This is a genomic window from Hyphomonas sp., assembly GCF_046313735.1.
Classification (GTDB): domain Bacteria; phylum Pseudomonadota; class Alphaproteobacteria; order Caulobacterales; family Hyphomonadaceae; genus Hyphomonas.
In genome coordinates, this window is the sequence record NZ_JBKBXW010000004.1 from 121,683 (window position 1) to 146,957 (window position 25,275).

General features: G+C 66.2%; 24 protein-coding genes. 7 read left to right on the forward strand and 17 right to left on the reverse strand.

The window, feature by feature from the left end:
- The first annotated feature begins 114 nt into the window (after positions 1-114).
- Positions 115-912, forward strand: coding sequence for a class I SAM-dependent methyltransferase (locus ACK4SV_RS03610; protein ID WP_409916432.1), 798 nt, complete (start codon positions 115-117; stop codon positions 910-912).
- Between the two features lie 16 nt (positions 913-928).
- On the opposite strand, the gene ACK4SV_RS03615 is transcribed toward ACK4SV_RS03610, so the two are convergent.
- On the reverse strand, positions 929-2,308 hold the full coding sequence (locus ACK4SV_RS03615; RefSeq protein ID WP_409916433.1) for an MFS transporter: 1,380 nt from the start codon (positions 2,306-2,308) through the stop codon (positions 929-931).
- A 131-nt stretch (positions 2,309-2,439) separates the two neighbouring features.
- On the opposite strand from ACK4SV_RS03615, the gene ACK4SV_RS03620 reads away from it, so the two are divergent.
- Positions 2,440-3,933, forward strand: a complete 1,494-nt coding sequence (locus ACK4SV_RS03620) for a M20 family peptidase (protein ID WP_409916434.1) — start codon at positions 2,440-2,442, stop codon at positions 3,931-3,933.
- 243 nt (positions 3,934-4,176) lie between these two features.
- Here the strand turns inward: ACK4SV_RS03620 and ACK4SV_RS03625 are convergent, their stop codons facing one another.
- From ACK4SV_RS03625 to ACK4SV_RS03635, 3 genes are all read right to left on the reverse strand, one after another.
- Positions 4,177-4,806 carry a hypothetical protein gene (locus ACK4SV_RS03625; RefSeq protein WP_409916435.1) on the reverse strand — a complete coding sequence of 210 codons (630 nt, stop codon included), beginning with the start codon at positions 4,804-4,806 and terminating at the stop codon, positions 4,177-4,179.
- Between the two features lie 281 nt (positions 4,807-5,087).
- Positions 5,088-6,008 (reverse strand): Hsp33 family molecular chaperone HslO, encoded by a 921-nt coding sequence (locus ACK4SV_RS03630; protein ID WP_409916436.1) that lies wholly within the window; start codon positions 6,006-6,008, stop codon positions 5,088-5,090.
- 105 nt (positions 6,009-6,113) lie between these two features.
- Positions 6,114-7,049, reverse strand: coding sequence for a radical SAM protein (locus tag ACK4SV_RS03635; protein ID WP_409916437.1), 936 nt, complete (start codon positions 7,047-7,049; stop codon positions 6,114-6,116).
- A gap of 122 nt (positions 7,050-7,171) precedes the next feature.
- Between ACK4SV_RS03635 and ACK4SV_RS03640 the strand changes: the two genes are divergently transcribed.
- A complete protein-coding gene (locus ACK4SV_RS03640; protein WP_409916438.1) occupies positions 7,172-7,402 on the forward strand; it encodes a hypothetical protein in 231 nt (76 codons plus the stop codon).
- Positions 7,399-7,776: a type II toxin-antitoxin system death-on-curing family toxin gene (locus ACK4SV_RS03645; protein WP_409916439.1), complete on the forward strand. Its 378-nt coding sequence runs from the start codon at positions 7,399-7,401 to the stop codon at positions 7,774-7,776. The genes ACK4SV_RS03640 and ACK4SV_RS03645 overlap by 4 nt, the downstream gene beginning before the upstream one ends.
- 123 nt (positions 7,777-7,899) lie before the next feature.
- Here the strand turns inward: ACK4SV_RS03645 and argF are convergent, their stop codons facing one another.
- Both argF and ACK4SV_RS03655 read right to left on the reverse strand, forming a co-directional pair.
- A complete protein-coding gene (gene argF, locus ACK4SV_RS03650) occupies positions 7,900-8,826 on the reverse strand; it encodes an ornithine carbamoyltransferase (protein WP_409916440.1) in 927 nt (308 codons plus the stop codon).
- 89 nt (positions 8,827-8,915) lie between these two features.
- The gene (locus ACK4SV_RS03655) at positions 8,916-9,236 is read right to left on the reverse strand and encodes an antibiotic biosynthesis monooxygenase family protein (protein WP_409916441.1); all 321 of its coding nucleotides are present in this window, start codon (positions 9,234-9,236) and stop codon (positions 8,916-8,918) included.
- A gap of 148 nt (positions 9,237-9,384) precedes the next feature.
- On the opposite strand from ACK4SV_RS03655, the gene ACK4SV_RS03660 reads away from it, so the two are divergent.
- Complete coding sequence (locus ACK4SV_RS03660; protein ID WP_409916442.1) at positions 9,385-10,599, forward strand: saccharopine dehydrogenase family protein; 1,215 nt, start codon at positions 9,385-9,387, stop codon at positions 10,597-10,599.
- Positions 10,600-10,756: 157 nt separating this feature from the next.
- The gene (nspC, locus tag ACK4SV_RS03665) at positions 10,757-11,890 is read left to right on the forward strand and encodes a carboxynorspermidine decarboxylase (RefSeq protein WP_409916443.1); all 1,134 of its coding nucleotides are present in this window, start codon (positions 10,757-10,759) and stop codon (positions 11,888-11,890) included.
- On the opposite strand, the gene ACK4SV_RS03670 is transcribed toward nspC, so the two are convergent.
- Genes ACK4SV_RS03670 through ectA form a run of 7 tightly spaced genes read right to left on the reverse strand, consistent with a single transcriptional unit; the run spans position 11,887 to position 19,381 of the window.
- Positions 11,887-13,311, reverse strand: coding sequence for a sodium/proline symporter (locus tag ACK4SV_RS03670; RefSeq protein WP_409916444.1), 1,425 nt, complete (start codon positions 13,309-13,311; stop codon positions 11,887-11,889). The genes nspC and ACK4SV_RS03670 overlap by 4 nt on opposite strands.
- A complete protein-coding gene (locus ACK4SV_RS03675; RefSeq protein WP_409916445.1) occupies positions 13,308-14,639 on the reverse strand; it encodes an MFS transporter in 1,332 nt (443 codons plus the stop codon). The genes ACK4SV_RS03670 and ACK4SV_RS03675 overlap by 4 nt, the downstream gene beginning before the upstream one ends.
- Entirely contained in the window at positions 14,636-16,084 is a 1,449-nt protein-coding gene (locus ACK4SV_RS03680; RefSeq protein ID WP_409916446.1) for an aspartate kinase, read from the reverse strand. Before ACK4SV_RS03680 ends, ACK4SV_RS03675 begins: the two co-directional genes overlap by 4 nt.
- A gap of 1 nt (position 16,085) precedes the next feature.
- Complete coding sequence (thpD, locus tag ACK4SV_RS03685) at positions 16,086-17,015, reverse strand: ectoine hydroxylase (RefSeq protein ID WP_409916457.1); 930 nt, start codon at positions 17,013-17,015, stop codon at positions 16,086-16,088.
- 26 nt (positions 17,016-17,041) lie between these two features.
- Entirely contained in the window at positions 17,042-17,449 is a 408-nt protein-coding gene (locus ACK4SV_RS03690) for an ectoine synthase (protein ID WP_409916447.1), read from the reverse strand.
- A 13-nt stretch (positions 17,450-17,462) separates the two neighbouring features.
- Entirely contained in the window at positions 17,463-18,758 is a 1,296-nt protein-coding gene (gene ectB / locus ACK4SV_RS03695) for a diaminobutyrate--2-oxoglutarate transaminase (RefSeq protein ID WP_409916448.1), read from the reverse strand.
- A 53-nt stretch (positions 18,759-18,811) separates the two neighbouring features.
- On the reverse strand, positions 18,812-19,381 hold the full coding sequence (ectA, locus tag ACK4SV_RS03700) for a diaminobutyrate acetyltransferase (RefSeq protein ID WP_409916449.1): 570 nt from the start codon (positions 19,379-19,381) through the stop codon (positions 18,812-18,814).
- A 177-nt stretch (positions 19,382-19,558) separates the two neighbouring features.
- Here ectA and ACK4SV_RS03705 point away from each other — a divergent pair, with 177 nt between their 5' ends.
- The gene (locus tag ACK4SV_RS03705) at positions 19,559-20,086 is read left to right on the forward strand and encodes a MarR family winged helix-turn-helix transcriptional regulator (RefSeq protein WP_409916450.1); all 528 of its coding nucleotides are present in this window, start codon (positions 19,559-19,561) and stop codon (positions 20,084-20,086) included.
- A gap of 3 nt (positions 20,087-20,089) precedes the next feature.
- On the opposite strand, the gene ACK4SV_RS03710 is transcribed toward ACK4SV_RS03705, so the two are convergent.
- The 4 genes from ACK4SV_RS03710 to hisS form a co-directional block, all read right to left on the reverse strand.
- Positions 20,090-21,298, reverse strand: coding sequence for an aspartate aminotransferase family protein (locus ACK4SV_RS03710; protein WP_409916451.1), 1,209 nt, complete (start codon positions 21,296-21,298; stop codon positions 20,090-20,092).
- A 479-nt stretch (positions 21,299-21,777) separates the two neighbouring features.
- Positions 21,778-22,479 (reverse strand): ATP phosphoribosyltransferase, encoded by a 702-nt coding sequence (hisG, locus tag ACK4SV_RS03715; protein WP_409916452.1) that lies wholly within the window; start codon positions 22,477-22,479, stop codon positions 21,778-21,780.
- Positions 22,476-23,597: an ATP phosphoribosyltransferase regulatory subunit gene (locus ACK4SV_RS03720; RefSeq protein ID WP_409916453.1), complete on the reverse strand. Its 1,122-nt coding sequence runs from the start codon at positions 23,595-23,597 to the stop codon at positions 22,476-22,478. The genes hisG and ACK4SV_RS03720 overlap by 4 nt, the downstream gene beginning before the upstream one ends.
- A complete protein-coding gene (hisS, locus tag ACK4SV_RS03725) occupies positions 23,594-25,090 on the reverse strand; it encodes a histidine--tRNA ligase (RefSeq protein WP_409916454.1) in 1,497 nt (498 codons plus the stop codon). Before hisS ends, ACK4SV_RS03720 begins: the two co-directional genes overlap by 4 nt.
- Between the last annotated feature and the right edge of the window lie 185 nt (positions 25,091-25,275).

Below are 25,275 nucleotides of genomic sequence, written 5' to 3' on the forward strand. Positions count from 1 at the left end.
CCCTCGGCGCACGCTTTTCGATCAAGCAGGGTTTCCCCCCTCCGGAGTGTTTGCTAGGCAACGCAGGCCAGAAGGCCGCTCGGCGGACGAGGCGAGTGGCAGGGAACCTCCATCTTGAGTTATGACGCAACCGCCAAACCGGCCCGCACCGACGCGCTTGTGCGCTTCGCCCATCTCTATGAAGCCTATCTCCAGGCCGAGATCGACATGACCCTGTCGCCGGAAGAATCGATGGGCAATGAATGGTATGCCGGCGTCGGCGAGAGCGGCGCGAAGGCCGTCACCCTCGCCTGCATGTCCAGCTGGCTTTCGGATGTCCGCACCGTGCTCGACATGCCCTGCGGCCATGGCCGGGTGCTGCGCCATCTCGTCAAACTGTTTCCCGGCGCCGTCTTCGACGCCTGCGATATCGACAAGCCGGGCATCGAGTTCTGCGCCAGCCAGTTCGGCGCAACGCCCATCCTGTCCAAGGCAAGGCCCGAAGACGTGGCGTTCCCGCGCAAGTATGATGTGATCTGGATCGGCTCGCTGTTCACTCACACAACGCAGGACCTGACGCTGCGCTGGATCCGCCAGCTCGCCAGCCACCTGACCGAGGCCGGCATCATAGTTGCCACCTTCCATGGCCGGTTCTCGGCCCTGAACGGGGAAGCCTTCGGCTATATCGAGCCGCCGATCTGGCGCAAGATCGTCAAGGGCTATGAGCGCGGCGGCTATGGCTACCAGAACTATTCCCAGCCCGCCCATGACGGCAACGTGCCCGGGGATTATGGCATCTCGCTCAGCAAGGCCTCCCACATCCTCGCCCTGATCGAGCAGATGAAGGACCTGCGCATCTTCAACTACATCGAACGCGGCTGGGCCGGCCACCACGACGTCCTCGTCATCGGCAAACCCCAGGTGGGGGTGTGATGGGGGTGTGTGGGGTCTAGCCCCCTTCCCCGCCGGGGGTGATTTCGATGCGGCGTTCCAGGCTGCGGGCGGTTTCTTCCTGCATGGCGCGGGTCAGGGGATAGGTGCGCGCGAGCAGGCCGGCGGCGACATAAAGGAGGCCCGGCAGCAGGCCGAAGACGAGGACGAGGCCGAAGATCGCCGCGTCCGAATTCTCCGCCCCCGGACGGAATCCCGCAACCTGCCCGACGATCAGATAGCCCACCCCGAAGGCGAGGCTGGAGCCGACCTTGTTGAAGCTGGTCAGGAGCGCATAGAAATTGCCCGCCCGGTTCTGGCCGGTCTCTGCGGCGACGCGCTCGACAATATCCGCCGTCATCGACCGGGCGAGGAAGATCGGCGCAGAAAAGGGAATGCCGGCCATCATCGAGGCGATCAGGAAGATGGTGTAATTGCCGGAAGGGGCGAGCGGGATATAGGCGATGAAGCAGATGCCGGAGGCGAGCACGGCAATCGAATAGGCGGTGCGCTTTTCCGTGCGCTTCGCCAGCCACAACCAGCCCGGCAGGGCTAGGATGGCGGTGATGAAGAAGACAACGAGCGCAAGGCTCGCCTGCCCGCCAGTGGCGCCGAAGGCATGGATGGCGACGAACAGGTAATTCGCCGCCGTGACCGAGATGGCGGTGGAGACGAGCAGCTCGATGCCGAGGACCCGGCTGAACATCGGATGGCGGATGGCGGCGAAGAGGGGCTTCAGCTCGAACTTTTCCACCTGCTTTGATTCGCCCCTGAGCGGCGGGTCCGGCACGAAGAGACAGGAGAGCGCCGCCGAGACCGGCAGCGCGATGATCAGCACCCAGCCCATCACCGCGACCTGCCCGAACCGGTCTGCCTCAACCCCTGTGCCGGCCAGGATCAGCGGCACGGCCAGCAGCATCAGCATCGAGAAGACGGAAACAATCTCCGGCCACAGGAAAAGCCGCGAGCGGTCGTCATAATCGCGCGCAATCGCCGGCACCCAAGAGGCGCGCGAGGTCTGCAGCAGGGTGAAGCCGACATAGAAGACCAGCATCCAGCCGATGAAATACCAGGGGCTGGCCCCCGGCGCGGGATTGTAGACAAAATAGGTCGCGATCCCCAGCACGGGCACGCACAGGAGGATCCAGTGGCGCACCCGGCCGAGCGGTGTGCGGTAGCGGTCCACCAGGTATCCCATCACCGGATCGGTCACGATGTCCCAGAAGCGGAGCAGCATGAAGAGGAGGCCGGTCATCTCCAGGCCCAGGCCCACATCCTGCGCATAAAGCGGCGCAAGATAGACGCCAAGCGGCAGCCCGACCCCTGCGATCGGGACGCTGAGGGAGGCAAAGGCGAGCACGCGCGGAAAGGACAGCCGCCGGGATTCAGGTTCTGACATGCGCGCGAGAGTGCCGTGACAAAGCGTGACGGCCAAGTCATTTTTTGCGCTGAGCTTGCTTGACGCCGCGCCTTCGGCTGGCACAGTTCGCGTCAAAATCCGGGGCCGGATAACCGGGGAGGACCTTGAGAATGATCCGCCATATCCTGATCGGGCTCGGCTCGATCATCGCTATTCTCTTTGCGGTTGTGATCTTCAGAACCCTGAATTACGGCGCCGATTCGGTCGGCGGGCGCGTGGAGCTGCCCGAGCCCCCGGCGGTTTCGGCCGAGCGGGCGGCGGAGAACCTGTCGCGGGCGCTGCAATTCCGCACGATCACGCTCACCGCCGGCGATCCGCGCCCGGGACAGGAGGGCGAATGGCTGGCCCTGCACGCCTGGCTGGAGGAGGCCTATCCGGCGGCTCATGCCGCCATGACGCGCGAGCTTGTGCCCGGCACGCTGACGCTGCTCTACACCTGGGCGGGATCGGATGCTTCGCTGAAGCCCCTGCTCCTGATGGCGCACCAGGATGTCGTGCCGGTGAATATCGGCACCGAGGATGACTGGACCGCCCCGCCCTTCTCCGGCGAGATCGTGGAGGGCTATGTCTATGGCCGCGGCGCGATTGACGACAAGGGCTCGCTGGTGGCGCTGATGGAGGCAGCCGAGGCGCTGGCGCAGAGCGGCTTCCGCCCGCAGCGGACACTGCATTTCATGTTCGGCCATGATGAGGAAGTGTCCGGATCCGGCGCGGAGGCGGGCGTGGCGCTGCTGAAGGCGCGCGGCATCGAGCCGGAAATGGCGCTGGATGAAGGCTTCATGATCGTCGACCCTTCGCCGCTGACCGGCAAGGCGATGGGCTTTATCGGCATCGCGGAAAAGGGCTACCTGACGCTGGAAATCGTCGCCACCGCCGAGGGCGGGCATTCCTCCACCCCGCCGCGCAATTCTGCCGCCGTGCGCCTTGCCCGGGCGATTGCCGCGCTGGACGACAACCAGATGAAGGCGGATTTCACCAAACCTCCGGTGTCGGACCTTTTCCGCTCCGCCGCGCAGGACATGCCCTTCCTGCAGCGGATGGCGTTTGCCAATCTGTGGCTGTTCGAGAGCATGATCGATGAGCAGCTGGGCGGGGTTCCCGCCGGCAATGCGATGATCCGCACAACAACCGCGCCAACCATGCTGGCGGGATCGGCCAAGGAGAATGTGCTGGCCCAGCGGGCGAGCGCGCTGGTGAACTTCCGTATACATCCGAATGACAATCCCGAGGATGTGATCGCGCATGTGAAGGCTGTGACTGCTGGCATCGAGGGCATCGAGGTGCACACCGGCACGGAAGGCCTGCGCGGGGCGGGCGCCTCGCCGGTCTCGCCGACGGACAACCGCGCCTATGCGGTGCTGGCGAGCGTGGCCGAAGCGGCCGGAAATGGCGCGCCGGTGGCGCCCGGCCTCGTGCTGGGGGCGACGGATGCGCGCTATGCCAGCGCGATCACCAACAATGTCTACCGCTTCGCGCCGGCTGTTCTGTCCCCGGAGGATCTCTCTGGCTTCCATGGCACGAATGAGCGCCTGTCGGTGGAGAATATGGGCCGGCTGACGCGCGGCTATGCGCAGATCATCCTGGCGATGGATACGCCGGAATAGGTTCGGCGAAAGCAGCAAGGCGCGGCGTTCATCGCGGGCAAAGCAACAGCTCATCCTGAGCGAACCGCTAGCTCATCCTGAGCGAAGTCGAAGGATGGGCGGGCGGCGGGAATCGTCTCCGGCTCGCCCTTCGACTTCGCTCAGGGTGAGCCTTCTGTTGCGCGCAGGAAGCACTCTTCAGGCAGCGCCAGCGCCCGGCAAAGGCGTTCCCCTGCCGGTTTGTTCCCTGATTTTGCGGGCGATTCAGGACGTGTCGCTGAGGTGGCGGCGGGCGGTGTGGGCGGCCCGGTCGAGGTCTGCGAGGCAGGCGCGGACGGGCGGCGGGGCTTCGTCCGGCAGGATGGCCGGGGCGAGCGGGGCGGGCTTTTTGCTCAGCCTGCGGAGGAGGCGCCGGGCGGCTCGTTCGGGATCGGCGAGGACATCGGCGAGGGCCGCGCTGCGCGCCTGAATGCGGGCGAGGAGACGGGCTGCGATCCGGCTTTTATCCGCTGGCTGATGTTTTTCCGGGGCGGGTGCGGCGCGTGGTCTGGCGGGAGGCTGGCGGCTCACAGCCTCCGTCAGGCAGAAGGCCGGCCGGCGCGGGGCGCCGGGGCCCAGGGGAAGTGACGGGCCGGCAAATGCGGCCGTGCGCGGCGCGGCAGGCAAAATGGGCGGCAGGCTGGCGGCCAGCATCCAGACCATGCGCCGCGCGATGGTCTCTGCGAGGCGCAGCTGGCTTTTCATCAGTCTCCTGAGGAAATTGGCATCGGGCGTTCTGGGACCATGCAGGATAGAAGTGATCAGGGTCAGGATGACCTGCACCATCCGCGCCCCGGCGGCGAACAGGCGCGCGGCGGTGTCGTCAGCGTGGAGAGAGGCAGGCAGCGGGGTCATGCCCGGCAGTATACACCCGCCGCCGGAGGGGGAGGATAAGTTCGGGTGATTTTGTTTCAAGGGGCTGAGGGTATTGGAGTTTTTTCCGGCGGGGTGTGGGATAGGCGCCCTCGAGACCGGAACTCAAGAAGATCGTCACACCCGATGCGCGCCAGCGCATCAGGGTGCCCATCTCCCGCGGCTTCAGCTGGGCGGAAAGGTCAGGAGATGGGCGGCCAGATGGCCTTTGGCCATCGGCCGTGACGGAGAGGTGGCGCTGCGCACCCCCCGGCCAACCTGCGTCAGTTGGCGGGGCTGGTGACGCGGGTGATGGGGATGGTGTAGTGGCGGGCGCAGAACTGGCAGTCGATCGACAAGGTGCCATCGGGCTCGACCAGCTCGCGCAGGGCTTCGTCCGGCATTCCGCGCAGGGTGGCGATCAGGCGGTCCTCATTGCACGTACAATGATCGCTGATCGCTTCGCCCGGCTCCATCCGCACGCCCTGTTCATGGAACAGGCGGAACAGGAGCTCCGCCACCGGAAGGTCCGGATCGGTGAGCTCGGTTTCCGTCAGCGTGCCGAACAGGGCTTCGGCCTCGTGCCAGGCTTCGGTGGTATCCCCGCGCGCGGCATCGCCGGCGATTTTCTGCACCATCATGCCGCCCGCGACCCAGCCGCCATCTTCGGTCTGGCTGACCGAAAGGCGGATGCGTGAGGGCACCTGTTCCGACATGGCATAGTAATCCTCGGCGCACTGGCTGAGGGTCGCCTTGGAGAGCGGCACGATGCCCTGATAGGGCTGGAGGGCCGGATTGTCCTGGATCAGGATGAGGCCGAGGCGGCCGGCTGGGCCGAACAGCTGGGGCATATGCGGCGGGCGGCCCTTGTTGAGCCGGTCGAGATTGGCCCAGGCGTCCGCGTCATAGCGGGCATAGCCGCGCACGCCGCCGCCGGTCGAATATTCGCCGACAAGCAGGCGCACGGGGCCGTCGCCTTCGGCCTGCACCAGGATGCGGCCTTCGAATTTCAGCGAGGCGCCGACGAGGGCGGCCAGCGTGACGGCTTCCCCCAGGATGCGGGCGAGATGGGGCGGATAATCATGGCGGGCGAGGATCGGCGCGATGCTGGCGCCGGCCATACGCACGGCGCGGCCACGCACGGGGCGGCCTTCGATCTGGAAGGATGCGGTGAAATCACCGGAAGTCTGGGCGGGGCCGGTCATGGGCGGGCTGCCTTGTCGCGGGGGTTGGCTGTGGCGCCCCCATGTGGCAGCGCGGGGCGGGCAGAACAAGGGGCGGGCTTCAGGCCGGGGTTTCCGGCGGGGGAATCAGGCCGAGCAGCTGGCGCCGCCGAGGACGCAGAAGCTGGCGCACCAGGGGTGGTTGAGCTTGACCGGTGCGGCGGTCGCCTCGGCGAGGGTGGCACCCAGGTCGAACTGCGGATCATCGACCAGCAGCGTGCAGGCGAGCACGCGGGGCGCGGGCGCGCCCTTGCGGCGCACGACCATGCGCTGGCTGGCGCACATGATGGAGTCCGGCGATTTGCCGAGGATGCCCCAGCAGGCGGTGGTGATTTCCGGCGGGTCATCGCGGGCGATCATCTCCGGGAAGAGGACGAGCTGTTTCGGGTCGTCCGCATCGAGGGTGAGGCCGAGCCGGGCGATGAGCGCGCGGTAGCCCTCGCGGGCAGAGGTCTCGTCCTCATGCAGCGCCTTGCGCCCCGCAAGCGCGAGCGGCAGACCGGCGGCGGAGACCCAGGCAAGGCCGGCGCAGGCTTCGGCGAAGGCGCCCTGCCCCCGCTCGGCATCGTTGAGTGCCGCGAGATGGGAATCGAGCGAGACGCGGATCGTCATGGCGCCGGGATACTGCGCGGCGAGGGCGAGGAGGCCTTCCTGCACGCGCGGGCGCATCATCGGGCGCATGGCATTGGTCAGCACCAGCAGGCTGTGGCCCCGGGCGAGCGCGGCCTCAAGGATGGGCAGGATATCCGGGCACATGAAGGGCTCGCCGCCGGTGATGCCGATTTCGGCGGGGCTGTCGATCTCGTCCAGGAAGGGGGTGACATCGGCCAGCGTGAGGTAGGCGAGGCGGTCATTCTTCGGGCTGCTCTCGATATAGCAGTTGCGGCACTCGATGTTGCAGAGGGTTCCGGTGTTCAGCCAGAGAGTTTTGAGGCCCGTCCAGCCGACGCTGGCGCGGATCTCTCCCTTGGCGGTGATGTCGGGATGGGCGAATTTCGGCGAGGGCGGCAGCGTGTCTGGCATCGCGGCACGCTAGTGCGGGCCGGGGCGTCTGCCAAGCGGGACGCGCGGGGATGTGATGGGGGTGCTTCTTGATAGATCATGACGTTTCATGATAGGGTCTGCGCCTGAGAGGGAGTGCGTCCATGCCCGCAAAGCCGCGCGAGAAATTTGCCACCCAGGTGGACCCGGAAATCCTCTCCGCGCTGCGCGAGCTGGCGCAGAGCGAGGGCCGCCAGATCCAGGCGCTGGTCGATGAGGCGCTGGCGGACCTGATCGCCAAGCGCAGGGAAGGCCGCCCGCGCGGGCATGTGATGGCGGCCTATCAGGCGAGCCATGAGGCCTATGCGCCGCTTTACCGGAAGCTCGCCGAGTGAGGGATTACCTCACGCTCACCGAACTGCTCGCGATCCATGCCGACCAGATCGAGCGCTATGGCGGGGCGCATGGCCTGCGCGATGCCGGGCTCCTGGAGGCGGCGCTGTTTCGTCCGCAGACGGGATATTATTCCGGGCTGGTCGAGGAAGCTGCCGCGCTGTGGGAGAGCCTGTCGCAGAACCATCCCTTCATCGATGGCAAAAAGCGCACGGCCTTTGCCGCGACGTATACATTCCTTGCGATCAACGGGCTGGTGATCACGGCTGAGGCTGGCGCGGCGTATGAGTTCATCATCGGGCTCTACCGGGCGGACCGGTTCGAGTTTGCGCTGCTGGCGGAATGGCTGAGGGGGAATGTGCGGGAGGTGGGGTGAGGGGTGTCGCGCCGCTGTTCTTTGTCATCCGTGCGAAAGTCGGGAACCAGAATTTATGGAGCAGGTTGATTCTGCTGGGTTCCGGTGTTCGCCGGAATGACAGCGGGGGTGTGGTGCTCCGCCCTATTTCTGCAAACACCAGCGGAGGATGGCTTTCTGGGCGTGGAGGCGGTTTTCGGCTTCGTCGAAGACGAGGCTTTGCGGGCCGTCGATGACTTCGGCGTCGACTTCCTCGCCCCGGTGGGCGGGCAGGCAGTGGAGGAATTTCGCGCCGGGATCAGCGAGCGCCATCAGGTCTTCGGTGACGGCAAAGGGCTCCAGGATTTCGAGGCGGACATCGGCGTCGGTGTCGCCCATCGAGACGAAGGTGTCGGCGATGACGACATCGGCGCCGGCGACGGCATCTTCGGCATTGTCGAAGAGTTCGATGCGGGCCTGCATCTCGGCGGCGATTTCCAGATCGTCCTCATCCGGAGCATAGCGGCCGGGCGTGCCGATGGCGAGGGAGAAGCCGAACTTGGCGGCGGCGTGGATCAAGCTGGCGCAGACATTGTTGCCATCGCCGACCCAGGCGATGCGCGCGCCCTGCAGCGTGAGGCCGGCCTCTTCCAGCGTCATGAGATCTGCCATGATCTGGCAGGGATGGGAGCGGTCTGACAGGCCGTTGATGACGGGCACGGACGACCATTCGGCGAAGGCCTCGATATCGGCATGGTCGTTGGCGCGGATCATCACCGCATCGACATAGCGGGAGAGGACGCGGGCGGTATCCTCGATGCTCTCGCCGCGGCCGAGCTGCATGTCGGACGAGGTGGCAGTGATGGACGAACCGCCGAGCTGGCGCATGGCCATATCAAAGGAGAAGCGCGTGCGGGTGGAGGACTTCTCGAAGATCATCGCCAGCGTGTGGCCATCGAGCGGGGCGCCGGGATCGATACGGCCCTTCGGCCAGCCATTGCGGGCGCGCTTCATGCGATGGGCCTCGTCGAGGATGGCGCGCAGGTCTGCCCGCTCCATGGGCCAGAGATCAATGAAATGGCGGATCGTCATGGGCTGCCCCCGCGAAGGAAAGGGCGCGGCATAGCGTGTTTTCGCCGGGGATGCCAGTAGGGTAAACGGGGGCTTCCGGCGCGGGCGCTTCAGAAGCCGTAGGCGCGCTCCACCTTCGCGATGCGGATATGGTAGGCGCTGTAGAAGGCCTCGCGGCCGCGCTTCTGGGCGGCGAGATGCTCTGCATTCTGTTTCCAGGCGCGGATGCCGGCCTCGCTTTCCCAGTAGCAGACGGTGATTTCTCCGCCGCCGGGGCTCTGCGCGGTTTCATAGCCGAGATAGCCCGGCACATCCTTCATCAGGGCGACCATACGGGCGGCGGTTTCGGCATATTCCTCTGCCTCGCGGCCGGAGAAGACGGCGGTGAAGATGACGGCCCAGTAGGGCGGCGGGGGCGTGGCGGCGATCATTGGAGGCTCTTGGCGGGGGCTCTGTCACAGGAGTGTCATTGTGCCGGGGGATGGCGGCCCCTATCTAGCCCGCCCGGCCGATCTGTCCTAGAGGGAGGCCCAATCCTTCAACCTTTGCCCGGGAGGCCCCCCAGAGATGGAAACTGGCATGGATAATGTGCTCATCATCGGCGCCGGCGCGGCCGGCTCGGTCGTCGCCAAGAAATGCGCGATGGACCGCGAGACGTTCAAACACATCACCCTCGCCTCCCGCCGCATCGAGAGCTGCGAGAAGGTGGCGAAGGATTGCGTGACGCCGATCGAGATTGCGCAGGTGGACGCCGATGACGTGGCCGCGACCGTGGCGCTGATTCGCCGCGTGAAGCCCGACCTCGTGATCAACATGGCCCTGCCCTATCAGGACCTGCCGATCATGGATGCCTGCCTTGAGGCGGGCACGAATTATCTGGACACGGCCAATTATGAGCCCCGCGAAGTGGCAAAGTTCGAATACAGCTGGCAGTGGGCCTATCAGGACCGCTTCAGGGAAGCCGGGCTGACGGCCATCCTCGGCTGCGGGTTTGACCCCGGCGTCTCCAACATCTGGTGCGCCTATGCGCAGGAACATCTGTTCGACGAGATCGACTATATCGACATCGTGGACTGCAATGCCGGCGACCATGGCAAGACCTTTGCGACGAACTTCAATCCGGAGATCAACCTTCGCGAAGTGACGCAGGACGGAAAATACTGGAAGAATGGCGAGTGGATCGAGATCCCGGCCCTCAGTATCAAGACGATGGTGGATTATCCCGAAGTCGGCCCGCGCGCCTCCTACCTCATCTATCATGAGGAAGAAGAAAGCCTTGTGAAGAATATCAAGGGCCTGAAGCAGATCCGCTTCTGGATGACCTTTGGCGACGCTTACATCAAGCACCTTGAAGTGTTCAAATCCATCGGGCTCATCTCGCTCGAGCCGATCAAACACAAGGGCATGGACATCGTGCCGATGGAATTCCTGCGTGATCTTCTGCCGGCGCCGTGCTCGCTTGCCGAAGGCTATTCGGGCAAGACGAGCATCGGCGTGATCATCCGGGGCCGGAAGGATGGGAAAGAGATCGCGAAGATGCTGTACAATGTCTGCGACCATGCGGAGACGAACCGCGAAGTGGGCGCGCAGGCTGTGAGCTACACCACGGGCGTGCCGCCGGTGTCGGGCGCGGCGATGTTCTTCCGGGGCATCTGGAAGGGGCCGGGCGTGTTCAATGTCGAGGAGTTCCCGTCTGCGCCCTTCCTGGAGGATGTAGCGAAACGCGGCCTGCCGACGACGATCATCGATGTGAGCCCGGAGGATCAGGCCGCGCTGTTTGCGGTGGAGACGTGAGGAAGGCCCTCACCTCCCATCGCTGCGCGATGGGCCCCTCCTCTCCCGGAGGGAGAGGGGTTTTCATCGCGCCGACACAAACGCAACATAACCCCTCTCCCGCTTGCGGGAGAGGAGGGGCCCGCGCCCGAAGGGCGTGGGAGGTGAGGGCACTTAAATGACCGATATTCAAACTCCCTGCTTCGTGCTCGATACCGTCCGCCTCCGGAAGAATCTGGAGACGGCGAAACGTGTGCGGGAAGAGGCCGGCTGCAAGGTGCTGCTGGCCACCAAGGCGTTTGCGATGCCGGCGGTGTTTCCGCTGATGCGGGAGTATCTTGATGGCACGACCGCCAGCGGCGAGCATGAGGCGATCATGGGTGCGGAGGAATTCGGCAAGGAGGTGCATGTCTATTCGCCCGCCTATACCGAGACGGAAGTCCGCCGTCTGACGAAGATTGCGCAGCATATCTATTTCAATTCGGCCGAGCAGCTGGGACGGTTCGGGCATATTGTGCGCGAGGCTGGCTGCAAGGTAGGCCTGCGGGTCAATCCCGGCTGGTCGAATGCGACGCTGGGCGGGGACCTTTATAATCCTGCAGCGCCGACGAGCCGGTTCGGGGAAGTCGCGGAAAAGCTGGACGAGGTGGACTGGTCCGGCGTTGACATATTTCACGTGCATGCGCTGTGCGAGAGCATGGCGGAGGGTTCTGTCGGCCTGATCAGCCATGTGGCGCGGCGGTTTGGCGATTATGTGCGCAAGGTGAAGGCCATCAACTTCGGCGGCGGGCATTTCCTGAACAAGCCCGGCTATGATGTGGACGCGCTGATCCATGCGGTGAAGGCTTTCGGGGGCCGGTTCGGGGTTGAAGTGATCCTGGAGCCGGGCGCGGGGCTGGTCGTGAATACCGGCGAGCTGCATTCGACCGTGCTGGCGCTGCACTGGAACGAGATGGACCTCGCGATCCTGGACGCGTCGGCGTCGACGCATATGCCCGATGTGCTGGAGGTGCCTTACCGGCCGGATGTGATCGGCGCGGGCGCAGCCGGAGAGCATCCGTACACGTACCGGTTTGGCGGCAAGACCTGCATGACCGGCGATGTGATCGGGGACTATTCCTTCGACAAGCCGCTGGAGCCGGGCGACCGGGTGATCTTCACCGACCAGATGCATTATGCCTTTGTGAAGACCAATACCTTCAACGGCACGCCGCTGGCGAACCTTGCCATCCGCTGGGAAGACGGGCGCGTGGAGCAGGTGTCCGAGTTCGGATACGAGGAGTTCCGCCGCAGACTTGGGCGGCGCGCCTAGGCCGCCTCGGCTTCGGTCTTGCGGGTTGCCGGCTGCGACAGCAAAATGCCGAGCAGCAGCGGCACCGCGATGCCCGGCAGGCCTTCATACAGCCGGTCATGCCAGCCAAGGCCGAAGCGCCAGAGGAGCGCGACGGAGACCCCGGTAATCAGCATAAGGATGGCTGCGTTCTCCGATACACGGCGGCGGACGGCATAGAGCGCCAGGAGCGGCGCAAAGGCGGAGGCGAGCGTCGACCACGCGAGGATGACGAGGCTGAACACGCTGCGGTTTTCCGACACCGCCAGGACGAGCGCGACCGCGATGGCGATGGCGGTGGCGAGCTTCAGCATGAAAGGCGTCTCCAGCCGTTCTGGGGCGAGGTCATGCGTGACGGCGGCAGAGCTGGCGAGGACAAGCGAGTCGGCAGTGGACATGGTTGCTGCGAAGATGCCCGCGAGGATGAGGCCGACCAGGACCGGGGGGAGCACCTCCATCGCCATGACGGGCAGGGCGAGTTCGGGGTCAAGGCTTGAGAGGTCCGGCAGGTAGAGGCGCGAGAGCATCCCGACACCGGTGGCGAGCAGGTAGAAGCCCGAGAAATAGGTGTAATACCAGGCCCGCGCGCGGACCATGTTGCGGTCGTCATCCAGCGTCATGAAGCGGATCATGACATGGGGTTGTCCGACCACGGAGAAGCCGGCAAACAGCCAGCCGAGGATGAAGAAGCCCGTGCCTGCAAGGCCCGGAAGGATCAGGTCCTCCGGGAACAGATCAAGGTATCCCGGCACGGCCCACCAGCCTTCGATGACGCCGCTGATGCCGCCTAGGCCGGCAATGCCGGCGACGAACAGGACTGTCATCGCAACCATCATGGTGATCGACTGGGCCGCATCGGTCCAAATCGAGGCGCGGATGCCGCCGGCGAGCGAGTAGGCGAGCACCATGGCGGCCACCGCCACGGCGCCGATGCGCGGATCAATGCCGAACACGCCCTGCAGCGCCTTGCCGCCGGCGGCGACCTGCGCGCCGGCATAGGCGACGAGGAAGACGACCATGATGATCGCCGCGAGGGTGCGCCATTTGCGGAACGTCTCGCCATGCCAGCGGGCGAGCACGGAGGCGAAGGAGGCTTCATCGGTGGCCGCCGCCGCGCGGCGCAGTCGGCGGTGGATGAAGGTGGAGCCGATAAAGTCGCCGAGGATCCAGCCAATCATCAGCCAGATGGCGGCGAGGCCGGTTTCATAGGTGAAGCCGATGACGCCGATGAACATGTAGCCGGAGTTGTTGGTGGCGACCGCCGACAGACCGACGAGGGAGGGCCGGACGCTGCGGCTGGCGAGGTAGTAGTCGGTGCGGCTGCCAGTGGCCTTGCGCGCAGAGGCGAGCCCGATGGCGACGAAGAGGGCGAGGATCACGCCGAAGCTGAGGGCGGTCATCATGGGGTCGGCTCCTGCGGCGGAGTGGAGAACAGATCTGGCTGGAAGTCATCTCCCCGCGGATCAAATTCGGCGATGGCGAGACTGGTGGCGGGCGATACGGAAAAGGGCTCCCTGCCCTCGGCGGGAGCCGGCGGCGCGGCGGCGGCGCGCGAGAGGCAAAGGACAGCGAGCCCTGCCAGCACGATACCGGCGAAGACGAACAGGCCGGAGCCGCCGGGCACGAACTGCATGAAGAGGCCGGCCACCGGCGGCCCGAGCACCGAGCCAATGCCCCAGACCACCAGCACGCAGGCCATCATCGAGGTGATTTCATCCGCCTGCGCACGGTCCACCGCATTGGCGACGGCGACGCCGTAATAGCTGAGCGAGCCCGCGCCGAAGAGGGCCGCACACCAGAGGATGGCGCCGGAATTGCCCGCAGCGGCGGCGAGCGCAATGCCGGCGGCGGAGGCTGCGCCCAGCGCAGCTGCGCCCGCGATGACGACGCGGCGGTCAAACCTGTCGGACAGGAGCCCCGCCGGCCAGAGGCCCACCATGGCGCCGGCGAGGATCGCGCCATTGAGCTGCGCGGAAAAGGCCGCCACGGACTCGGCGGCGACCCCGGCGGCAAAGACGGGATAGAGCTGGGCCACCGAATTGTTCACCGCGCCCGCACAGAACGCCGCGAGCGCGGAGGCCGGCGCCAGCGCGATCAGCCGCGTCGGCCAGAGCGGCCGGGCGGCGACGAGTTCGGGCTGGGTGCGGTTCGTTGCGGCGACCGGCAGGAGCGCCATGACGAACAGGCCGGCCACGATCATGAAGGCGCCGAGGCCGCCGATGGCGCCCGCCACGAGGAAAGGCGCGGCGATGGCGCCGGATTTGGAGACCATGTGATAGAAGCCGAGAATGGCGCCGCGCCGCTGGGCCGGGGCGGCGTTCGCGATCCAGCTCTCGCCCGCTGTGAGCATCCCCGCCGCGCCGAGGCCCGCCAGCGCCAGCAGGAGCGCCCAGCCGGCGAGCGCCGGACCCGCCAGCGGCAGCAGAAGCATGACCAGCGCGCACAGCCCGCCCAGCAGCGTGAAGGCGCGGATATGGCCGATGCGGCCGATCTCGAACGGCGCAACCAGCGTGCCCGCCAGGAAGCCGGCGGAATAGGCCGACGCCACAAGGCCGATGCCGGCGGGCGAGACACCGCCCGCGATCAGGGAGAAGGACATGACCACCGCCAGCGCGGCCATAGCGCCCTGCAGCAGCGTGAGCGCGGCGACCAGCGCGAGGATGTTGCGGTAGGCTGACAATCCCACAGGTACCGGCCATCGGGGCCCCATCCTGCGGGGTGTACGGATCATGCCGCCGCCTGCTCGCGCCGCTCCCGGATGCGCGGGCGGGCGCCCTCCTCCACCAGCGCCGCATGAAGGGTGCGGATGGCCGTGTCGAAGTCTTCCTCCGCGATGACGGCCTGGATGTCGGTCTTGCGGGAGACCTGCTGGAGGCCGGAGAGCTTGACGCCTGCGGAATGGAGCGCGCCGAGCGCTTCGGCCGTGATGCCGGAGATGTCGATGTTTGCGCCGATGACGGAGACAATTGCAACGCGCGTGGCCGAGACGGTTGCCCCCGGCAGGGCGCGTTCGATGTCAGCGGCCGCGCGTTTCAGGGCCTTGCGCGAGCCTTCGACGAAATGCGTGATCGTGTTGGCGTTGGAACATTTCGACACGATACGGATGGAATGGCGCGTCAGCGCATCGAGGATGGCGACATCATAACCCTTCTCCCCGACCATGTCCTGATCGAAGACTTCGAGGCTGTAGATGCCTTTCATTCCGGTGATGATGTCGGCGCGGGGGGCCTTTGGCATATAGTCTGCCGAAATCACCGTACCTTCATCCTGCGGATCAAATGTATTCTTGACGCGCAGGGGGATGCCGGCCTGGCGCAGGGTCTTGGCGGCTTTCGGATGGACGGCCTCCATGCCCATGTTGGAGAGCTGGTCGGCGACATCATAATTCGTGGCGCCGATCTTGCGGACCTTGTGCTTGCCGACGAGTTTCGGGTCTGCGCTGGAGAGGTGGAATTCCTTGTGGATGATGGCCTCGCGCGCGCCCGCAAGCGCGGCCAGCCGGGCAAAGGTAACCTCCGTATACCCACGGCCAAACTGGCGGACGAGGCCCTGAGGGCAGCTGGCATAGCCGCTGACGATGGGCAGCTCCCGCGACAGGTCGATATTCGCCAGGGCAGCTTCCATGCGCGCCTCCAGCGGCGGGGCAAGCTCGTCGCGCCAGCCGGTGAGATCGACAAAGACAGCGCGCACGCCCCGCTGGCGCAGGAGGAGCGCGGTGTTGAAGGCCGAATGCGCCTCGCCAAGGGCGCAGAGCACTTCCTTCACGGTCGAGAGATTTTCATCGAGCCGGAACTGGCCATAGGCGCAGAGGCGGTGCAGGTCGATCAGGCAGTTGCGGACATCTTCGATCCGTTCCCGGGCGAAACTGTCGGCCTCGTCCTGCTCAGGCTCGCCGGCGAAGATTTCGGCGTTCTTCTTCTCCATCGCAGCGGAGACGGCGGAGAGCGCTTCGGTCCACGCCCATTTGTTTCCCGCCCCGGCGAACAGGCTGAAGACGCCCGGTGCGCCGGATTTCTTGTGCTCCAGAAGCAGGTCGGTCATGCCCGCATAGGCGGAGACGACGAAGATGCGGTTGTAGAGGTCATCGCCCCGGCGGCCGCCGATCAGGACATTCTTGACGATGGCGCCTGTGTTGGCGATCGAGGTACCGCCGATTTTTTCGACTGTGCAAGACATGTCATCGCCCTCCGGGCGGGAATGGCGGGGGAAGGCGCACCGGGCGGATCGGGCCTTCGGGATTGCGGCGCGCGACGAACTCAGGGCGCGGGCGCGTGCCGCCGAAGGGGTCTGCGAGCTGGTTATCCCAGGCATTGAACACGAAGAATGCATTGATCCGTTCGAAAGGCGTGATGTTGCTGCTGGAGCCGTGCATTGTGTTGCAATCGAAGATCACGACCGAGCCGGCCTTCGGCGCGGGCGCGGCGATGCCGCCCTTCTGCACGAGGCGCGTCAGGCTGTCCGTATCCGGAGTGCCTGTTTCCTGCTTGCGCAGCGACTGGCGGTAATGATCGTCCGGGGTCTTGCCGACACAGGCGACAAAGGTTTCGTGGCTCCCGGGGATGAACATTGTGGGCCCGGACTGGGGGTGATTGTCCGTGAGCATCACGGACATCGAGACCGCGCGCATGCGGGGCATACCATCCTCGGTGTGCCAGGTTTCAAAGTCCGAATGCCAGTAGAAATCCCTGCCGCGAAAGGCGGGTTTATAGTTGATGCGCGACTGGTGGATGTAGACATCGCCGCCGAGGATGTAGCGGGCGAGGCCAGCGAGCCGCGCATCTGCCGCGAGGCGCGCGAAGATCTTCGATTGCTGGTGCGGGGCGAAGACGGAGCGAACGGCCTCTGCGCCCTCGGCGCCCGGCTCGCTGACGCGGGATTCCGGGATGAGACCACTCTGTGTACGGAGCGCTTTGGCGGCGTTCAGCCAGTCTCGGATCTCCAGCGGCGAGAACACGCCTTCGAGAACAGCGAAGCCATCGCGCGCATAGCCTTCAATCAGGGCCGGGTCGATGGGCGGGCTGGCGCCGGGAAGGCCGCGCAGGACGGGGTCGCGGCGCTCCAGCCATTCGGGCGCGGGGCGGCGGCGCGAGGGATAGAGATCCTTCACGCCGGTGTCTTCTGCTGCGGCCATCATCATGCCGATTCCGCCGGTTCGGTTGCGGCCGGGTAGGCCCCGTCCGGCCCGTGGATCTCGCGGCCGGTGACGGGCGGGTTGAAGACGCAGGCCATGACCATCGGGCCGGAGGCGTCCGCGCGCAGAATATGCTGGTCGTGCGCGTCGAGGGCATACATGACACCGGGGCGGATGGCATGGCGCTCGCCGGTGGCCAGGTCCTCGATGGAGCCGGAGCCCTGCATACAGAACACGCTTTCAAGGTGGTTCTTGTAATGCATCCGAAGCTCAGCCCCCGGATGGATGGTGGTGATGTGGAAGGAGAAGCCCATGCCATCTTCTTCCAGAATCAGGCGGACGGAGGTCCAGCCCTCGCTGTCGACGCGGCGCGGGGTGAGGCTTTCCTCAGCAAGATTTCTGACGATCATGTTTCTGTTTCCTTCAGGCTGCGGACTTCTTGCGGCGCGTGGTGGCGGCGCGCACGGCGTCCTCCAAGATGGCGAGGCCGGCATCGAGGGTGGCATCCGGAATGGTCAGCGGCGCGAGGACCTTGACGACCTCGTCATGGCTGCCGCTGGTTTCGATGATCAGTCCCCGGTCAAAACAGGCGCGGCAGATCTCGGCGGCAATGTGTCCGCTGGCCATCTCGATGCCCGACATCATCCCCCTGCCCTTCACCTGATGGACCAGATGGCTGGACGCGGCGATGCGCTCGAGGCCGCTGCGCAGGCGGGCAGCCTTGCGCGCGGTTTCCAGCTCGAACCGGTCATCGGCCCAGAAGAGTTCGAGGGCGCGGGCGGCGGTCACGAAGGCGTGGTTGTTACCACGGAAAGTGCCGTTGTGTTCGCCGGGCTTCCAGCGGTCATATTTCGGGCGGATCAGCGTGAGCGCCATCGGCAGGCCGAAGCCGGAGAGCGATTTGGCGAGGGTGACGATGTCGGGCCGGATGCCGGCGCGCTCGAAGCTGAAGAAGCCGCCGGTGCGGCCGATGCCGGCCTGGATGTCGTCGATGATCAAGAGGGCGCCATGCTTGCGGGCGATGCGCTCGATGCGCTGCAGCCAGGCGTCGGAGGCGACGTTGAGGCCGCCCTCGCCCTGCACGGTTTCGACGATGATGGCGGCGGGCGCGTCGATGCCCGAGGACGGATCCGAAAGGCGCTGGTCGAGCTGGTCGGCAGTGTCCGTGCCGGGGCCGAAATAGCCATCATAGGGTTCGTGGGAGACGCCGGTAAGCGGAACGCCCGCCCCTTCCCGCTTGCCGGAATTGCCGGTGAGCGAGAGCGCGCCCAGCGTCATGCCATGGAAGCCGTTTGTGAAGGCGATGATATTCGTCCGTCCCGTGACTTTCCGGGCGATCTTGATGGCGGCTTCGACGGCGTTCGCGCCGGTCGGCCCGGGGAACATCGCGCAATAGTCCATCTTCCGGGGACTGAGGATGTGACGCTCCAGCGCTTCGAGGAAGCGGGCCTTGGCCTCTGTGTGCATGTCGAGGCCGTGGGCGACACCGTCGGCGGAGATGTAGTCCACCAGCGCCTTTTTCAGCTCGGGATGGTTGTGGCCATAGTTCAGCGTCGAGCAGCCGGACAGGAAGTCGATATAGCGCTGCCCGGTCTCGGCGGTCATTTCGGCGCCGCGCGCGGAGCGGAACATGTCCGGGAAGGCGCGGCAATAGCTGCGCACGGCAGACTCGCGGCGCTCAAAGATGTCTGCCGGTGCGGATTCGTTTTCGTAAGGCATGGTGCCCCCTTTTTTGTCTGGAAGCCGGTTGTTCCGGTGTCGGTGAAGCGGTGTCAGGCGCTGCTGGCCAGCGGGGCGAACGGCCCGATGGTGACGAGGAATTCGGTATCGTGGCGGCCATGGAAGTGGCGTTCGCGGTGGAACCATGGCTCGTCCCGCATGGGCGCCTTCAGCCATCCCGAAATGCTGCGGAACAGCGCCCAGGAGGCTGCGTTCGTGCATGTGATGGAGGTTTGCAGGCAGGTGGCGCCGGACTGGGCGGGGCGGGCGAGGATCTGCGCCAGCATCTGCCGGGCGAGCCCGGTGCCGCGGGCATCGGGATGCACGGCGACCTGCCAGAGGAAATAGGTGCCGGTCTCTGCAGGCGGGCGGTGGCCGGAAATCCAGCCGATCACCCTGCCGCCGGAGCGCGCCACGGCGCAGCTCTCGGCGAAATGGGTGCACTGGATGAGGTTTGCGTAGAGCGAATTGCCATCGAGCGGCGGGCAGGCCGCGATGAGATCGTGGATCTCCGCAGCATCCTCGGCCACGGGCGGGGAAATACGGACGTCAGCTGTCCGCGCCGGATAACTTCGGTCCGGGACGGGATCTGTTCCTGTGCTTTCGGCGGCCTCATAGGTCATGACGGCTCCCTTTTTTATTTAGGCGGTCTAAATAATGTCGCCTCCTGAAAGTCAACCACCCGGCCTATTTTCCACAGGATCATAACCTTCCCGGCATTACCCTAGACCACTGAAGCCGAAAGATATTTTGATACTATAATTATTTATCTGGAAAAGCATATCCCCTACAGTCTGGCCATGCCCAAGCTGCCCTCCCCCGATTCCGAGCCTGCGCCTGGCGGCGCCGATGAGGCGCTGATTTCGCTGCGCCGCATCCTGAAAGCTGTCGAAGCCCAGGGCCGCACGCTGGCGCGGGCGACCGGCCTGACGCCATCACAGACGCTGGTGCTGAACGAACTTGCGGTGCGCGGCAGCATCCAGCCGGGCGAACTGGCGCGCTCCGCCGGGCTGAAACAGGCGACAATTTCGATTCTGCTGGACCGGCTGCAGGAGCGCGGGCTGGTGGTGCGCACGCGCGGCGATGAGGACCGGCGGACCGTGCGCGTGCAGATCACCCCGGAGGGGCGGCACGTGCTGGCCGGGGCGCCGGACCTGTTGCAGATCGATTTCGGCCGCCGCTTCGCGCAGCTGCCCGGCTGGGAGCAGGCCTATATCAATGCCGCGCTCGTGCGCCTCGTGGCGCTGCTGGGCGCCAGCGATATCGACGCCTCGCCGATCCTGGATGTGGGCGGGGTTACCGATACCGCCGGAGATGGCGCCGGTTGAAGCTCAGCCCGGCTGCCACATGGCGAGGGCGTTATCCAGCGTGCCGACAGCTTCGCGGACATCGGCTTCGGTGATGATCAGCGGCGGGGCGAGGCGCAGGACGTTGTTGCCGGCGACGCCTGTGAGGAGGCCTTCCTCGCGGCAGAGGCCCTGCAGGTTTTTCGGGTCTGCCTTGAGTTTCAGGCCGGTGAGCAGGCCCTTGCCGGTGACGCCTTCGACCTTGTCGGAATGGGTGTCGGCGAGGCTTTTCAGACCCTGCGCCAGCGTGCCAGCGACGCGGCGGACTTCGGCGAGAAAGGCTTCGTCCGAGATGATGTCCCAGACGGCATTGCCGACGGCCATGGCCAGCGGGTTGCCGCCATAGGTGGAGCCGTGGCTGCCGGGCTGCATCGGGCCGGCGCAGGCCTCGGTCATCAGGCAGGCGCCGAAGGGGAAGCCGCCGCCGATGCCTTTGGCGGCGCAGAGGATGTCGGGCTCGACGCCGTCCGCCCACTGATAGGCCCAGAGCTTGCCGGTGCGGCCGATGCCGCACTGGACCTCATCGAAGATCAGGAGGAGGCCGTGAGCATCGCAGAGCTCGCGCAGGCCTTTCAGGCAGTGTTCCGGCATGGCGCGTACGCCGCCTTCGCCCTGCACCGGCTCGACAAAGATGGCGGCGGCGGTGGGGTCTGCGGCGGCGGCTTTGAGCGCATCATGATCGCCCCATTCGAGATGGACGAAGCCCGGCAGCGGCGGGCCGAAGCCTTCGAGGTATTTCGGATTGCCGCCGGCATTGATGGCCGCCATCGAGCGGCCATGGAACGCGCCGGTGAAGGTGATGATGCCGGTGCGCTCGGGATTGCCTTTGGCCCAGTGATATTTGCGCGCGGTCTTGATGGCGCATTCAACGGCTTCGGTGCCCGAATTGGTGAAGAAGACGCGGTCGGCGAAGGTGTCGCGGCAGATCTTGTCGGCGAGCTGTTCCTGGCCCTCGACGCGGAACATGTTCGAGGTGTGCCATAGCTTGCCGGCCTGGTCGCGCAGGGCATCGACGAGGGCGGGATGGGCGTGGCCAAGCGCGGTAACGGCGATGCCGGCGATGAAATCGAGATAGCGGCGGCCATCATCGGTATAGAGATAAACCCCCTGCCCCTCGACAAAGACTTCCTCAGGCGGACGGTAAACCGGCAGGATGTGCTGGCGGGGATCCGGTGTGTGGAGATCGTCGGACATGGCGGCATTCTTTCAGGGGGCTGGCATTGGGCTTTCGGGGCTTGTTCGGGCCACGGATGCGGCGGGCGGGGCGCGAAGTCAACAGCGGCAGGGGCGCGGGGGGCGGGCAGAGGGCCGGATCAGGCCGGATTACGGCAATTTAATCGAAAAACGATAAAATCGGTTGACGTTTATCGATAAGTGCTTATTGTTACTCGTGAAGCCGGGATTTGCGGCGCGGTGTTCTACGCCCCTCGACTCCCCTGAAGCATCGCAGCATGCGGATCCCGGCTTTACGCTCCCCGGAAAATACGGCCCTCAGCGCGCCCTGACTGTGCCTTGACCAGCCCGGAATGAAAAAGAGGCGCAGATCCCTCCCGGGTCCTGCGCCTCTCCACCGTTGCAGCGTTTCCTCCCAGAAACTTGCCTACCCATACGGCAACGATTTCAGGGTTGTGTCAAGAATGTGTCGGAAAAAAATTTGGGGTGCCGGCAATGGGTCAAGTTGTCCCGGACTGCAGCCTTGACAACAGATGCGCGATGTTAGCGCTCGCATCACGTTCCGCACACGCATGACGCGAACGGGTGAAGGCAGCTTCGCTCTTGAGGATGATTCCATCGGCAAGAATCTTCAGGCCGTTGGCCTTCAGCGTGGCCCCGGTTGTGGTGATGTCGACGATGACATCGGCCGTTCCGGTGGCCGGGGCAGCCTCGGTTGCGCCAGCGCTTTCGACGAGGCGGTATTCGCCGACAGACTTCTGCGCGAAGAAGCGCCGGGTGAGGCGGAGATATTTGGTGGCGACCCGCAGGCGGCGGTGGTGGGCCTTGCGGAAGGCGGCGCCGGCGGCTTCGAGATCGGCCATCGTGTCCACGTCCAGCCAGGCCTGCGGCACGGCGACGACGACATCGGCGCCGCCGAAGCCGAGGCGTTGCAGCACTTCAAAGTCGGACGGGCCATCGGGGGCAAGGTCATTGAGAAGGTCTTCGCCGGTGACGCCATAATCGAGGCTGCCATCAATGAGGCCCTGGGCAATCTCGCGCGCGGAGAGCAGGCGCACTTCGGCATCGAGACCCGCAATCTCGGCGGTGTAGCCGCGCTCGCCGCCGATCTGGCGCAGGGGGTGGCCGAGGCTGGCGAGCCAGTCTTCGGTCTGCTCCTTCAGGCGGCCCTTGGAGGGGATGGCGAGGGTGAGCCGGCTCATGCAGCGCTCCTGCGGACACGGATGATCCGGTCGGGGCGCACGACGCCGCCGATCCCGGTGGCAGAGGCGCGCCCGCCCGACAGGCTGGCGATAAGGCCGTCATAGCGCCCGCCGGCAGCGACATGCTGGTCGGGGCCGAGGCCGTCTGCGAGGACTTCGAAGACGAAGCCGTCATAATAGGTGAAGCGGCGGCCGAAGCCGGCGCGGAAGACGGCGCGGCGCTCGGCCTGGGGCGCGAGGTCGAAGATTGCGGCGGTGCGCGCCGCAAAGCGCTCGAGCGCAGGCGCGGCCGCGGTCAGGCCGTGAGTTTCGGCGAGCGCGGCGAGGGTGGCGGGGGCGTCCTTCAGGGCGCAGTCCACTTCGCGCAGGGCAAGCAGCGCGGCGCGGGCGGCAGGGGTGAGCCCGCCGGCCTCGATGGCGGCGCGCCGGGCGCGCAGGCCCGCGGCGATCTCCGCAAGGCTGCGCGTACCCGCAAGGGGAATGGCGCGGGCGGCGAGAAGGGCCGCAAGCGCGGCCTCGGGATCGGCGGCGTCGAGGGCGGCGGAGGCTTCGGATTCGAGCGGGCGGGCGGCGGCGTCGAGCACAGCACGCATGCCGCCTTCCTGACGGAAGGCGCGTTTCAGGAGGTCTGCGGTGACTGCCGGAAGGTCCAGCGCCTCGATGAAGGCAGGCACAATGGCAAGGTCGCCGGTAATGATCGTGGACGGACGAACGCCGCAGGCTTCGGCGGCCCGCAGGACGAGGGCAAAGAGGTCTGCATCCGCCATTGGGCCGGTCTCGTGCCCGAAGCGTTCGAGGCCGACCTGGGGGAATTCGAGCGGGTCATCGGGCGAGGCCGGAAGCCGGAAGGCGGGCGCCGCATAGGTGTAGGTGCGCGGGCCGTTTTCGCCAGACTCCAGCCGGGCCGCTTCATGCTGCGCGACAGGGAGTGTCAAATCGGGCCGCATCACCATTTCGGCGCCGCGATGGTCTGCGAAGACACAGAGCCGGGCGCGCACCGCCTCGCCGGAAAGCTCCAGCGGCAGGTCGGCGGGCAGCACATAGCCGGGATCAATGGGCGTGCCGCCGGACGCCTCGAACACGGCGCGCGCGACGGCCACCAGGGCGTCCTGTGTCATCTGTGCGCCTCGACGATGCGGCGGACGGCCTCGACCATTCCGGCGCGCGGCACTTCGATCTGGCCGGGGCGGGCTTCGCGGTATTCCTCATTGGAGGAGATCGCCTTGGCCTTTTGGGCGCCGATTTCGAGATCCTTGATCGTGACGGTGCCTTTCTCGATCTCGTCGCTGCCGGCCATGACGACGGCGGGCGAGGATCGGCGGTCGGCATATTTCATCTGCGGGCGCATCCCGGAGGCGCCCATATAGGCTTCGGCGCGGATGCCGGCCCGGCGCAGTTCTGCAGCGAGGCCGAGGGCGACCGCCGGATTGTCCTTGTCCAGATTAAGCACGACGACCGGGCCATCCAGCGTGCCCGTCTCTCCCAGGATGGCGAGGGCAGCGGCAAGACGGGAGATGCCGATGGAGAAACCGGTCGCGGGCACGGTCTCTCCGGTGAAGCGGGCGACGAGATCGTCATAGCGCCCGCCGCCGCCGATGGACCCGATGCGATAAGTGCGGCCATCCTCGCCGGTCACTTCGCGCAGCAACTCTGCCTCGAAGACGGGGCCGGTGTAATATTCAAGTCCTCTGACCACGGACGGGTCGATCTTCACGTCCTGCTCCGGCGCGCCGAGGGCTTCCAGGGCAAGCGCGATGGCTTCGAGTTCGGCGAGACCGGCCTTGCCTTCCTCGGTGCTGCCGGTGGCGCGCGCGAGGTTCGCGAGGGTGGCGGCGCGGGTGTCGGCGCCCGCCTCTGCGAAGGCGAGGACGCGGCGGACTTCCTCCGGGCCGAGGCCGGCGCCCCTGGTGAAGTCGCCGCTGTCATCCTTGCGCCCCTGCCCCAGCAGGTCTGCGACGCCGGAGGCGCCAAGCCGGTCGAGCTTGTCGAGCGCGCGCAGGATCGCAAGGCGGGTTTCGGGCGAGGCTGCGCCGACGCCGTCGAGGACGCCATTCAGGAGCCTGCGCGTGTTAACGCGGATGACGAATTCGCCGTCCGCCATGCCGACCGCGCGCAGGGCTTCGGCGCCCATCGCGATCATCTCGGCATCGGCATGGAAGCCGGGGGCGCCAACGGTGTCAGCGTCGCACTGCCAGAATTCGCGGAAGCGGCCGGGGCCGGGTTTCTCATTGCGCCAGACCGGGCCGGCGGCATAGCGGCGGAAGGGGCGCCCGAGCATCTGGCCTTGCTCGGCCACAAAACGCGCGAGTGGGGCGGTCAGGTCATAGCGCAGGGCAATCCACTGCTCATCATCATCCTGGAGCGAAAAGACGCCGGCATTCGGGCGGTCATCATCGGGCAGGAACTTGCCGAGCGCGTCGGCATATTCGAAAGCGCCGGTTTCCAGCGCCTCGAAGCCCCATTGGCGGTAAACGCCGGTGACGGTTTCCACGAGCCGGGCGCGGGCCTGGATCAGCGCTTCGCGCTGGTCTGGGAAGCCGCGCGGCTTGCGGGCGAGCTGCTTGCCGGACAATTGGCCAGAAACTGGGCCGGAGATGGGGGCGTCGGTCATGGGGCGGGCCTTGCGGATCAAGTTCGCCCGCACCTAGCGCCGGGGGGCCGTTCGGGCAAGGCCCGGGGGCTGGTGCTGGGGGCTGAGGCAAGAGCCCTCACCTCCCACCGCCTTCGGCGGCGGGCCCCTCCTCTCCCACTTTGTGGGAGAGGTGTTAGTGGAGCTCCCCCTTAACCCCTCTCCCT